This is a genomic window from Microbulbifer sp. ABE4_465, from assembly GCF_056160765.1.
Map to the genome: position 1 here is coordinate 127,354 of NZ_JBSWXV010000010.1, position 12,801 is coordinate 140,154.

The 12,801-nt window shown below is 57.3% G+C and carries 7 protein-coding genes; 1 reads left to right on the forward strand and 6 read right to left on the reverse strand.

Annotation, left to right across the window (positions count from 1 at the left end; all coding sequences use genetic code 11):
• Window positions 1-229: 229 nt before the first annotated feature.
• From ACXAG1_RS15045 to ACXAG1_RS15060, 4 genes are all read right to left on the reverse strand, one after another.
• Entirely contained in the window at window positions 230-1,120 is an 891-nt protein-coding gene (locus tag ACXAG1_RS15045) for a DegV family protein (protein ID WP_475120152.1), read from the reverse strand.
• 422 nt (window positions 1,121-1,542) lie between these two features.
• Complete coding sequence (locus tag ACXAG1_RS15050; protein WP_475120153.1) at window positions 1,543-2,454, reverse strand: DUF4380 domain-containing protein; 912 nt, start codon at window positions 2,452-2,454, stop codon at window positions 1,543-1,545.
• A 5-nt stretch (window positions 2,455-2,459) separates the two neighbouring features.
• Window positions 2,460-5,054, reverse strand: a complete 2,595-nt coding sequence (locus tag ACXAG1_RS15055; protein WP_475120154.1) for a glycoside hydrolase family 3 protein — start codon at window positions 5,052-5,054, stop codon at window positions 2,460-2,462.
• 188 nt (window positions 5,055-5,242) lie between these two features.
• The gene (locus tag ACXAG1_RS15060; RefSeq protein ID WP_475093481.1) at window positions 5,243-7,768 is read right to left on the reverse strand and encodes a TonB-dependent receptor; all 2,526 of its coding nucleotides are present in this window, start codon (window positions 7,766-7,768) and stop codon (window positions 5,243-5,245) included.
• A 305-nt stretch (window positions 7,769-8,073) separates the two neighbouring features.
• Here ACXAG1_RS15060 and ACXAG1_RS15065 point away from each other — a divergent pair, with 305 nt between their 5' ends.
• Window positions 8,074-9,306: a helix-turn-helix domain-containing protein gene (locus ACXAG1_RS15065; RefSeq protein WP_475120155.1), complete on the forward strand. Its 1,233-nt coding sequence runs from the start codon at window positions 8,074-8,076 to the stop codon at window positions 9,304-9,306.
• A 130-nt stretch (window positions 9,307-9,436) separates the two neighbouring features.
• On the opposite strand, the gene ACXAG1_RS15070 is transcribed toward ACXAG1_RS15065, so the two are convergent.
• Both ACXAG1_RS15070 and ACXAG1_RS15075 read right to left on the reverse strand, forming a co-directional pair.
• Entirely contained in the window at window positions 9,437-10,891 is a 1,455-nt protein-coding gene (locus ACXAG1_RS15070) for a sugar porter family MFS transporter (protein ID WP_475093479.1), read from the reverse strand.
• Between the two features lie 288 nt (window positions 10,892-11,179).
• On the reverse strand, window positions 11,180-12,781 hold the full coding sequence (locus tag ACXAG1_RS15075) for an endo-1,4-beta-xylanase (protein WP_475120156.1): 1,602 nt from the start codon (window positions 12,779-12,781) through the stop codon (window positions 11,180-11,182).
• Window positions 12,782-12,801: the final 20 nt, after the last annotated feature.

Sequence of the window (12,801 nt, forward strand, 5' to 3'; positions counted from 1 at the left end):
TAGGATAAGCGCTAGTAAGGGGACGAAACAGCGGTACATCTTTTTCACCAATTCAGGTCAGTTGTAAAACAGCTTTCCTCAGTCTAGATGCACCTGGCGATATTTGTTTTGTTGGGTCGTGAGGGACCACCCCGGCAAGAAAAAGGTGATGTTTCAATGCACTCGGGCGGCGCTTATCGTGAAATAAGCGCCGCCCGTGCAGATTGATATCGAAGGTTGATACTGGAGTCTATTTGGCTGCCACCGCCAGTGCGACAGTGCCGGGTCCGAGATTGATGCCGCCGGAGAGGCTCATCACCGAGCGGTACACTTTTACTTTGTGCCTGGTCGCTGTTTCGATAAACGCCTTGAATCCGGGGACTTTTTCCAGATCGCTCAATGGACCGGCAATACTGACCACCACGGCGGGCATCAGCAGTGCATTGTCGGCCATCTTTTCTTCTGCCAGCTGGAAAAGGCGGCGGGTACAACCATCGTAGGTTTTTACCGTGTCGGCCACGGCGGAGCCCTGATACGTCATGGAAATGATGGGGTGCAGATTCAGCGAGCGCGCCATAAAGGCCTTCAGCCAGCTCACACTCTTTTCATTTTTCTGACGGCCGCGTTCGCGCAGATAGTAAACATCCTGAATGGCGGCGTAGCCGACAATTTTGCGCCCGAACTCTTCGGTGCGGGATTTGACCTGTGCGCCGGTAAGACCTTTCTGGATCAGCGACAGTGTGTAGAGTGCCAGCAGCCCCTGCCCGGAGAACAGGGTGTGGGAGTCCACGGTGTGGACCTGGACAGTGTCGCCACTCAATTTGCGCGCGACCTTGAGGGCATTGGCATAGGTGGGGCTGTTGGCGCCGTTGATAGTCTGCACCACAATGTCTGTCTTACCCTGACGGACCAGTTTGGCGATCACCTGCTCGATTTCATGCTCTCCGGCGGGCCCGGAATTCACGATGCGGGATCGGTCTACCAGTGAGCGGGAGTAAAAGTGGCTCATTTGCGCTGGGTTGCGCTGGTCACCAAAGGAGTCTTTGCCCACGCTTACGCTGTGCGGCAGAACCGGAACATTGTATTTGCGCAGAAATTCATCGGGTAAATCGCAGCCGGAATCGACGACTAACTGAACCATGATGGGGTACCTCTTATTGTCTGGTCCACTGCCGAGGGCAATTGGCCGCCAAATCTAGCACTTTGTCACAAGTTCGCACAGTTTTACTCACTACAAATCACCTGACTATTTGTGACTATTTAGTTTCAGGTGGGGTGTGCGGAAGAAGTGCCGCTAGTGGTCCATGCGGAAAGTTCGGTAACTAAGGAGCACAGCCAAAGTGTTCAGATCAAGGCGAGAAAGCGCAGGAATAGTGGTTCTATTTCAAGCTTTCTCAACGCAGAGCTGGGCACTTTGGCGAAGCGAACAGTTACACAACTTTCCGCATGGACCACTAGTAGACAGCTGGCAGAAAAACGCCGCAGAAGACCGCGGCGAAATGTTACTCAGGATGTGTAGACGAGGTGAACAAATTAGCCATTCAAATCGAATCGCCGAAGGGATCAGTCGCTGGTGAACGCATTCAACTGGTCGCGGGCAAAGGCCAGCAGCGCCGCTGATTCCGCTTTAACATCAATAGTGCTCGGGATCGGGATAATCAGCCAGTCAACGCCCCATTGGAGCTGCTCCCCTTGGCGCAGGGGGCGGGCCGCACTTTGCACTTCCAGTTCCAGGTAGGGAGACTCACCACTTAAATAGAGTTCGATATCCCCCTCGTTAGTGGCCATCTGTTCAGCTGCGACGGGGGGGTAAACCTTCAGGTACAGAAGCTGATCCACCGCGTAGGCCAGCCATCCTTCACTGCCGTTGGCAATAACCTTGCCTTCCACCAGGGGCGTGGAGTCATCCAATGGTAGCCAAATTGCACTTTGGCCCAGGGTGTAGGAAATTTTTCCGCGCACGGTTTCGACGGTTTCCGCATTGACCGGTGCAAACGCCAGCCCGCGGTTGGGAACCCGGGTGATTTCCCAGGCAGCGACCTCCGGGAAATCTTTTTGTGCCTCAATGCGGTAGTGCATCGCGACACGATGGGCGCTTTCGATCGAGATGGTTTTGCTCACCCTGGCGCCAGCGCCGAAGGCACTGGACATAGTGATGGAGTCCGTGTCCCGGGCTGTTACCGCGTACGGTGCGTGATCATGCTCCGGAACAGGCGGCCAATGCCAGAGAGATTGAGGGCTGAGCCAAAATGTGGAACCAAAATTATTGCCACTGGGTTGAGGCAACGACAGGAGGTCGCTATCGCCGTAGCGCAGCTCGGTAATCCGGCCTCCGTAACTCGGATTCAGTGTTAACTTGAGTTTGTCTTTAGTGAACCGAATGCCGCCGTCATCTGCGGCGCTACTGCTGGCACTGGCCAGCAGAGCACCGAAGCCGAGAATTGCCGACGTTTTTTTCAGACTGTTCAACGACATGGTTGTCAGCTCCCGCAGCGAATCTGTGCCTGTTCCGCCGCGCCGGGCACAAACTTGATGTTGGCCACAGCCATGGCCAGTTTGCCCTCACTGTGCAAAGACAGGCCCTGGGAAACTTTCGAGAAATCCGCTCCGGCCTTGGCAAAGCATTGCAGGTCGATGGTGACCTGGGACCAGTCGCCCTGTGGCAGGGCCTGAAGCGTACTTTGCAGAGGCAAGGCACCATTGCACTCCTCGCCGGCGCAGGAAATCTGTGCGAAGACCGGGGCATCTGGAGCCTGGTCCATACGGATATCCATGGTCAGTGCGGCGCCTTCATTCAGGTAACGGCTGAGGTCCTGGGGCTTCTGGGTTTCCAGTACCACGCTACCGGCGCGCAGTCCTTTCCAGGTGAGGGCGCGGGCATCTTCCTGAGACAGCATATCGATGGAGGCCACGGTGATATTGTCATCGGCGCTGCTGGCGAGGTTGCCGCTGACCCAGACCGGATCCTGTTCGCCGTCGGCAATAAACAGTTTCCACGGTGCCTGTGGGCGCGAGACCATCAGCCAGGCGTCTTCCAGTGCACCATCTACGTAGGACTCACCATCTTCGTTGAGATTGTTGGCCAGTTGCACATCGCTGGCGTAGTCGAGACCGTAGCCATAGCTGAACAGCGGCGCATATTCATCGTCGTCACGGTTGATAACGGTCTGGTGTACCAGGTCCGGCCAGCTGAACGAGAGGCGGCCGGTGAAGTCGTAGCGCTTGTTGCCCTCGGCATCGGTCAGCAGCACATCGGCAACCCCGGCGCCTTCCGAGCCCGGCAGCCAGGCCGCCACGAAGGCATCCGACAGGTTCAGCTCCTTGTTGACCCACAGGGGGCGGCCGGATAGGAATACACTGATGACCGGAATATTTTGCGCTTTGATTTTCTGCAGCAATTCCTGATCCTGTTTACTGCCCAGCTGGAATTCGATGCTGGCCAGGTCCCCGTGCCACTCGGCGTAGGGATCTTCGCCAAATACCACGATGGCCACGTCGGGCTTCTCGCCCGCAAAGTCTTCTGGTGCCAGCGCGCCATTTTCTCTCAAGACAACCTGGCCACCGGCGGCATCCACCGCCTGTTTGATACCGGTATAAATGGAGGTGGCACCGGGGAAGTCTTCGGCGGTGTTGCCGGTTCCCTGCCAGGAGATGGTCCAGCCGCCGCTCTGTTTGGAGATGTTGTCGGCACCGTCACCGGCCACCAGAATTTTCTGACGCGCATCCACCGGCAGCAGTTGATCATTGTTTTTGAGCAATACCAGGGACTTGCGCACGGCCTCGCGGGCGATGGCACGGTGCTCCGGACTGCCGAGAATACCGTTTTTACCCGCCAGCGGGCGATCCCGCTCAAACAGCCCCGCGCGGATTTTTACCCGCAGGATACGGCTGACCGCATCGTCGATGCGGCTCATGGGAATCTCCCCACTCTTGACCTGGGCGAGGGTGTTTTCCAACAGCGCCTTCCACTCGGAAGTGATCATGAACATATCCAGACCGGCATTGACCGCCGCGGCACAGCTGTCGATGGAGCAGCCATCCACGAAGCGGTGGCCGTTCCAGTCGCCCACCACAAAGCCGTCAAACCCGAGGCGCTCTTTGAGTACGTCGGTGAGTAGGTATTTATGTCCGTGCAGACGTTTGCCGTTCCAGCTGTTGAAGGAGGCCATCACCGATTGCACGCCGGATTCCAGTGCGGTGAAGTAACCGGCGGCGTGGATCTCGGCCAGTTCTTTTTCACTGACCTGGGTATCGCCCCGGTCAATTCCGCGGGTGGTGCCGCCGTCGCCAACAAAATGTTTGGCGGCGGAAACCAGGTGGCGGCCGTCGAGAAATTCTTCGGTGTTTTTATCTCCCTGGATTCCCTTGATCATCTCCCGGGCGTAAGCGGCGACGATTTCCGGGTCTTCGGAGTAGCTTTCAAAGGTGCGCCCCCAGCGGTCGTCGCGCACCACGGCAATGGTGGGCGCAAAGGTCCAGTCGACACCGGTGACCGCCACTTCGCGGGCGGTGGCTTCACCTATGCGGCGGATCAGTTCTGGATCGCGCGCGGCGCCGAGGCCGATATTGTGCGGGAACAGGGTTGCGCCGATCACATTGTTGTGGCCGTGGACCGCGTCACTGCCCCAGATGATCGGAATCGCAACGCCGCCGTCAGAGGTGTCCATGGATGCGGCAAAGTAGGCGTCGGCCAGCTGTCGCCAATCGTCGGGTGTGGCGAACTTGTCATTGTTCGGAAAGGTACCACCGCCGTTGAGAATGGAGCCGATATGGTATTTTTTGACTTCTTCCGGCGTGATGGATTTGATTTCTGCCTGCATCATCTGGCCGACTTTTTCTTCCAGTGTCATCTGAGACAGCAGGTCGGCAATACGGGCTTCGAGTTTTTCGTCTTTGGGGAACGCCGGCGCCAGTTTGGGCCAGTTTTCCAGGGAATACTGTTCGGTTTGTATCGGCTGATTTTCCGTTGCCTGCGGTGAATGGGTGGCGTTATCGGAGCTGTTTTCAGGCTCGCTGCAGGCAGTAAGGGCCGTTGCCAGCATGATGCTTGCTGACAGGGATTTCAGGTAAGACATGGGCACTCCGTAACGGGTCCGGTGCGGAACGTCGCTAATTCAAAAAAGGCGGGGGCCTTGAGAAAGGGTGATCAAGGCCCCCGCAATCACTACATGTGAAACGTGTGTTTCTTACACGTCGAGAGAGCAGGGGAGTCATTTACCGGGCCCGCCGCGCAATGAAAGCGTGCCCGGCTTACAGCAACCGCTTAGAAGTTCACCTTGAAGCGCGCGCCGTAGGTGCGCGGCAGGTTGGTAAACCGCAAGTTGTTGCCGTGATCAATGATTCCCTTATTAGAGACGGTTACGTCGGTCAAATTCGCCCCATAAAGTTCGACGCGGTACTTGCCTGAGTTGTCGGTGAAGCCGATACCCGCGTCGACGTTCACATAGCCGTCTACCTGATCGGCGTAATCCGGATCGCTACCAATGACGGTTTCACCATCTACCAGGTCGTAGTCGGTGTTGTTCCAGATGCTCAGGTAGTAATCGCTGCGGTACATGGCGGAAACAGACCAGTCGAAAGTACCCGCAGAGGTATCCAGCTGCTGAGACAGAGCCATGGTCATGGTGAAATCAGAAGAAAGCGGCAGCTGCTTACCGGAGATATCCACAATCGGCAGGTCAGTGCCCCAGCCCTGGCGGGTATCCGCCATGGTCCCTTCTTCAATTTCCGCGTTGAGCCACAGAGCGGTCATATCCAGCATCAGGTCTGCGGGCAGCAGGAATTTGCTTTCCAGCTCCAGGCCGGTAATGGCACTGTCGGCAATATTGCGGTTCTGCAGGGAGCTCGCGCTGTCGTCTTCACCAGTGGCCACAATCATCTGGAACACCTGATCGGTGTAGTCGTAGAAAAAGGCGGAGGCGTTGAGGCGAGTGGGGACATTGCCGAGGGTGAGTTCGTTCTTGCTGCCCACTTCATACATCACCAGTTTTTCCGGTGCGTACGGCGCTGCAACAAGGTTCCCATCTGGATCGACGAGGGTGTCGTTGAAACCACCGGATTTATGGCCGGTGGCGATACTGGCAAACAGCATATTGTCTTCGGTCAGCTGGTAAGTACCGCCGATACGGAAGTCGCTGTAGGTATCTTCGTAGTCACCCTTTTGTTGTACCGGCGCGCCGACCGTCCAGGGCATGGTGATGTCGGTGCAGTCGGGACTGGTCACGCACGCAATCTGATCGTCGAGGTTGTCATCCACACCCCAGCTGCCGATGCCGTCCAGCAGGTAAGCGTATAGCTGCTCGGGAGTGGCGCCGACGATATCGTAATTGCTGCGGCCGAGACCATCGTATTTGAAGCCCGGGGTACCGATGCGGGAGGGGAGTGCGGTGCCCCATTCGTCGCCGGCTTCAAAGAAAGCAAAGGCCCAGTTGCCACCGGTACCGAAGCGCGCTTTTTCTTCACTGGTGTGACGGTAGCCCGCAAAAGCGGTCAGTTTGTCGGTGAAGTCATAGGAAACATCCACGTACCCGGCCACAGAAGCACCGTCCACATCGGGCATTACCCACTCGGTGCCGGTGTACCAGGTGCCGCCGTCGGTCAGGCTGAACAGCGCGGCCTGCTGGTCTTCCTCAAACTGGAAAATACCGGTGGTCCAGGACAGGGGGCCGTCGCCGTTGGAGAAAAGGCGCAGCTCGTTCACCATGGACTCCGACTGGGTGTTCCAGTACTGGCTGCTGTAGTTCTCCTGGTTCACTTCATTGTGACCCGGGAAGTAGACACCGTCGTTGGACGCATTGGTCTGTTTGAAATCCAGATCCCGGTAGCTGCTCGACAGTTCTACGGAGAAGCCGTCAAAGTTGTGGGTCAGCACCGCCATGATACCGGTGTGGGTGGAATCCAGGTCGCCCTCGGTGCCGCGATAGAGCACCGCACGCGGATCGTCCAGGTCATCGAAATCGTAGCCGGACTGCAGCGCCTGCTTGATCTGGGCGCCTGGGTAGCCGGTGCCAGCTTCCTGGGTCTGGTCTGCCACCACGTAAAGGGTGGTGTCTTCGCTCACTTCCCACAGGGCGGAGAGACGGAAGGACTGGACGTCTTCACTGCCGGCGGCATCCAATGTGCTGTTGGCGCTGGCATTGCTGAAGTAGGGGTCGTGTTGCTCGGTGTAGCCGGCAAAGCGCAGGGCGAAGGTATCGGTGACCGGCAGGTTCACGGCACCGCGAGCGCCGAAGTTGTTGAAGTTGCCAGCGGAGACTTCCAGGTCTGCACTGGTGCCATCCAGGTCCGGACGGTTGGCCACAATGTTGAGGGTACCAGCGGTGGCGTTGCGTCCGCGCAGGGTGCCCTGAGGGCCTTTTTTCACTTCGACCCGTGCAATATCGTAGAACATGGCGCCAACACCGCGGGGGCGGGGGATGTACACGCCGTTGAGGTGAGTGGCGGCGGCCGGATCACCCAGCTCGGTATTGTTACTGGAACCTACACCGCGGATGTAGATCTCCATATTGCCTTCCTGATCGGCAATATTGAGGCCGGGAACCACGTTTTGCAGGTTCTGGAAGTTGGTACCTACACCGAGACGGTCGAGGCTGTCCTGATCGAAGGACTGCGCGACACCGGCGACGCTTTGCAAGGTCTGCTCGCGGCGTTCAACGGTGACTACCACTTCCTCCAGCACTTGTGACGTGGTGGCTTCTTCGTCGGATTGGGCTAAAACCCCGTTGCTGATAAACCCAGCCAGAACTGCGGTCACAGCCGCAGCCAGTTGATCTCGCTTGAATCGCACCATCGCTGGCACTCCTTTTTATGTTTGTGATTATTTCTTGGTCGTCAGATTGAGTACTTCTCAGTCTCCCGAGAATACTGACTGCCGAGCGCACTGCGAGTCGTCTCACTTAAGACATTTGCACAAAATTGAACGTCCAGATATCGGGTGTGCATAAAGTCATACGTTGGTTATGGCGCCATTCTGGCTGTTATTTAAACATTCTGGTAGTCTCCCCTTAAAATACTGCGGCTGTCTCCTGGGCTTATGGGACAATCGCTTCTGCGTTCAAAGCAGACAATAACAATACCGAGAGAAGCGCCCCTCCCATGGATATCCTCCTGTTTAATGTCCACGACATCGTCCTGATGATGACGAGTTACCAGTGCCTGCTTTTCGCATTGCTGCTAACGGCGGTGCGCAGTGAGCAAAAATTCAGCTTCCTGCTGTTGGCCGCGTTTCTGGTGACCCAGGCCATGATTCCGATGGATACGCTGATCAGCTATGGGGCCGGTGTGCGTCAATGGGCGATCGATACCTCGCCAAACCTGTTTTACGTGTTCGGCTTCGCCTACTGGCTGGAGGGGCCGGTACTGCTGTGGTACACCCGCTCGCTGATCTATAAGGACTACCGTCTGGCCCGTTCGGACCTGGTGTATCTGCTTCCGTTTCTCGGCTACGCCCTGTACGAGTACTGCACCTACTTCCGCTTCGATAGCGCCACCAAAATTGCCATGCTGGAGGGATATACCCCCTACGGCGAAACCCTGGTGAACCTGATAATCGGCTTTGGCCGCGAGTCTTTGCGCCTGCTGTTCGGGGTCTTCTGCCTGATCGAGATTCGCAACTGCCGACGCCAGATGCGCGATACTTACTCCAATGTGGAGCGCATCGACTTCAAATGGCTGCTGATTCTGGTGTGGGGCTTTGTGCTGCTGCGTGGTTGGGCGGTGCTGGTCAATGTTGCCCTGACTCTGGCTGCACAAACTGACCTGCCGGTGGACTTCCGGATCATGGGGCTGGCCAGCAATTACACGGTATTTATCCTGATCAGCGCGATGATCTTCTTCAGCCTCAGCTACGCGTCCATGTTCGAGGGGATCGATCGCAAGCAGGACGGGAGCGAGGCACCTGTTCCAGACAACGATGCCGGGGAGATAGCGGAAGAGGTCAAGCCGGCGGTGGACACCGCGTTGGCAAATCGTATCGCCGGATTTATGGAGTCAGAAAAGCCTTACCTGGAACCTTCGCTGACTCTGGAGCAGTTGGCCAGCAAGCTGGACGTGCCCAAACGCAGCGTATCCAGCACCATCAACCGCCATTTTGAGCGGAATTTCTTTGAGTTCGTGAATCAGTATCGGATCGAAGAGGCCAAAAACAAGCTGGGTGATCCGGACTGCGCGGATCTCACAGTCATGGATATCCTGCTGGACAGTGGCTTCAACACCAAGGCCACATTCAATGCTTTCTTCAAGAAGTTGGTGGGTATGACGCCGACGGAATATCGGAAGAACGCGCTCCGCGGGCAGAGCCTGCCGGAAAAAACTGCATCCGTGCAGTGAGTAAGGCGGCTTCCCTGCCGATTCAGCCAAGGTGTCATCCAGTGTCGGATGGAGGGAGATAAAGCTGTCGATTGCGTAATCAGAGACCCGCTGCCCGGATACCCGTGCAGCGGGTTTTTTGCGATGCGGGTTAGCCGCGCATCTGTTCCAGTTCCAAACCTTTGGTCTCGTGCACCATATACAGTACAAAGGCCACCGAAAGCAGGGCGAACAGGGTGTAGATGCCGTAGGCGCCCGCAAGGCCGATGCCGGTCAGCATAATCGGGAAGCTCATGGTGATGGCAAAGTTGGCCACCCACTGCGCCAGACCGGAAACCGCCAGGCCGGAACCGCGAATCTGGTTGGGGAACATTTCACCGAGCATGGTCCACATGGCTGGGCCCCAGGAACCGTTGAAGAAGAACACGTAGGCGTTGGCCGCGATCAGTGCCAGCAGGCCCATACTCTGGGAAAGCTGCAATTTGCCGTCCACCAGGGAAGAGTTGGCGAAAGCAAAGGCCACCAGTCCGAGGGTAACCGCCATACCGATGGAGCCCACCAGCAGCAGCGGTTTGCGGCCGATTCTGTCGATCAGTGCCATGGTGATCAGGCAGGCCGCGATACTCACGCCGCCGGAAATGATATTGATCAGCAGTGCGTCGGACTCGGAGAAGCCCACCGCCTGCCACAGCACGGCGCCGTAGTAGAACACCACGTTGATGCCCACCAGCTGCTGGAATACCGCCAGGCCAATACCCACCCAGACGATTTTGCGGACCTTGCCGACCCGTTGACCGGCACTTTCCAGCAGATCAGACATACGCGGGCGGTGATCCGCTGCGACAGACTGGCGAATACTCTCCAGCTTTTCGTTCACAGCGGCTTCGCCATACAGTTTGCTCAGTACCTCGCGGGCACGGGCCGTCTGCTTCGACAGCACCAGGTAGCGCGGGCTTTCCGGAATCATCAGAAGCGCGAGGAAGAACAGGGTGGCGGGGGCGATTTCGATCCAGAACATCCAGCGCCAGGCGGTAAAGCCCATCCACCACTCGTTCACGGCTGAACCGGCAGTATTGGCCAGCCAGTAGTTGCTGACAAATGCAGCGAACAACCCGGAAATAATGGCGATCTGGTTGATAGTGATCAGGCGTCCACGAATCGCCGCCGGGGCTATCTCACTGATATAGGCCGGCGACATAACGCTCGCGGCGCCCACCGCCAGGCCGCCCAGAATGCGATAAACCACGAACTCCTGCGAACTGGTGGCGATACCAGAACCCCAGGCGCTTAAAATAAAAAATACCGCGGAAATCAGCAGCAGGGTTTTGCGCCCCCAGCGGTCCGCCAGGCGACCGGCAAAAAAGGCACCCACCGCGCAGCCGAGCAGCATGGATGCCACATTGAAGCCGGTCCCAGCGGTATTGGAGTTGAATGCCTGCTGCAGTCCGGTGACGGTGCCGTTGATCACGCCACTGTCGAAACCGAACAGAAAACCACCGATTGTGGCGACACCACAGATCAGCACGATAAAGGGTAGGGGAGGTGCGTCTTGACGGCTCTGGGCGGCGCCCTGAATGCCATCGACGGAGTTCTCAATCGCTTGCATAGTTACTTCCTGCATTTTTTATTTTCGGTGATCGGGTAGCGGGTATCCGCCCGAGTCTGTGAGTAAGTGGTTCTTCTTGTAATCGATGCACCCGCAAGGGGGCAGTCTTAATAGTGACGTGTGGGTGGCGTAAAAGCGTCCTACTTTAGGAAAATACCTAAAGTTGGACGCCGAGATGCCTGAGCGAGTGTCCCAGTTTTAACACCGGAGGTGGGACTGGAGCCGGGAAAGCGAGCAGGGAATCTTACCCTGCCCACTTTTATGGGTGTTGTGCTGCGCTGCCCCCGGCTATTGCCCCAGCAGTGCTTCCGCAACTCCCTCCAGTGCGGGTTTTTCTTCATAGGGGCCATTGGCGGGGCCGCTGAATAGCAGTGGCCAATCATCCGCACCCTGCCAGTTTTCGAAGTCCAGTATCCAGCTGTCACCGTCCCAGAGCCCCCAGACAGAGATGCCCCCACGCAATGCCGGCGGCACTTCCTCGAGGTAGGTCTGTACGATGGCCTTGTAACGGGCTTTCTGTAAGGCCGCGACTTCCGGCGTGAACTCGGTATGTTGCGGGAATGGCGCGGAGGAGTAAGGATTGTTCACTGGTACATCCAGTTCGGTGATTTTGACCTTGAGTCCACGTTCCACGATAGCCTGGAAGGCACTGCGTAAATGATCGGTGGTGGGCCAGTCGATCTGTATATGCATCTGCAGGCCGACTCCGTCGATGGGTGCACCATCTGCCTGCAATTCGTCCAGCATGGTCAGCAGGCAGTTGAACTTGGCGCTGTTGCCACCGGAAATGCTGTAATCGTTGTAGTAGAGATCCGCAGCCGGGTCTGCACTCTCTGCAGCAATAAATGCCTCACTGACGTAGTCCCGCCCCAGCCGCTGGTAAAACAGCGTATCCCGGTAGCAATTGGACTGGGTCTCATCCAGTACTTCATTTACCACGTCCCAGCTCACCACGCGGCCCGCGAAATGGTCGGCAATGGTGGCCACGTGGGTATTGAGCATGGACTGGAAATCGCCGCTGTAGCTTTTCATCCAGCCGGGTACCTGGTACTCGTGATGCCAGATGAATGTATGACCGTGCACGCTCAGACCATTGGTGAGTGCCCAGTCCACCATCTGATCGGCATCGGTAAAGTCGTAGGTATTTTCCGCCGGGTGCAGAAAACGCATTTTCATGATGTTTTCCGCAGTGATCTGGCTGAAGTGCTGGCGAATGGTGATTTCTTGCTGAGGGATTTTCAGAAAGCTGCGCGCACTGTCGCCGGCGGCGACCGCGACGCCGATCGGAAAAGACGCCAGGCTGTACAGGTGTTCCGTGGTGCCGCCGGAACTGGACGAGCTACTGGAGCTGGACGACCCGCCCGAGCTGGATGAGCCACTGGAACTGGAAGAACCGCCGGAGCTGGACGAGCCGCCGGAGCTGGACGAAGAGCTGCTGGAAGAACCGCCCGATGACGAACCGCCATCGCACAGGGCGCCACTCACCGCAGGGGTTTCAGCGAAACTGCTAGAGGTTCCCTGAAAGCCGAATTCCACCGTCTGCCCCGGCTGCAGGCTGCCGTTCCACGAGACATTGCTGGCGGTATAGGGGTTGTCACCCTGGACTTCGGCATTCCAGGCATTGGTCACTCGATTGTCTCCAGAGTACTGCCACTGCACCTGCCAGTCCTGCACTGGAACGGAGGAATCGTTGGTGACACGCACATGTGCGACAAAGCCGGATCCCCAGTCGTTGCTGACGCTGTATTCACAGCCCGCAAACGCATTGCCCGCTGCGCTGGTGCAAACCGCCAGCAACAGTGGCGCAAGCCGCCGGATCCGGTGGGTATGGCGATGGCGACCCGGTTGGGAGGTGTTACGCACGCTGCCTGCTTCTTTATGTATCTGCATCGCTATTCTGTTCTCTTGGT

Excerpts from the sequence above, each read along its gene's own strand:
- ACXAG1_RS15045 (WP_475120152.1), bottom strand. The coding sequence starts at position 1,120 with ATGGTTCAGTTAGTCGTCGATTCCGGCTGCGATTTACCCGATGAATTT.
- ACXAG1_RS15050 (WP_475120153.1), bottom strand. The coding sequence starts at position 2,454 with ATGTCGTTGAACAGTCTGAAAAAAACGTCGGCAATTCTCGGCTTCGGT.
- ACXAG1_RS15055 (WP_475120154.1), bottom strand. The coding sequence starts at position 5,054 with ATGTCTTACCTGAAATCCCTGTCAGCAAGCATCATGCTGGCAACGGCC.
- ACXAG1_RS15060 (WP_475093481.1), bottom strand. The coding sequence starts at position 7,768 with ATGGTGCGATTCAAGCGAGATCAACTGGCTGCGGCTGTGACCGCAGTT.
- ACXAG1_RS15065 (WP_475120155.1), top strand. The coding sequence starts at position 8,074 with ATGGATATCCTCCTGTTTAATGTCCACGACATCGTCCTGATGATGACG.
- ACXAG1_RS15070 (WP_475093479.1), bottom strand. The coding sequence starts at position 10,891 with ATGCAAGCGATTGAGAACTCCGTCGATGGCATTCAGGGCGCCGCCCAG.
- ACXAG1_RS15075 (WP_475120156.1), bottom strand. The coding sequence starts at position 12,781 with ATGCAGATACATAAAGAAGCAGGCAGCGTGCGTAACACCTCCCAACCG.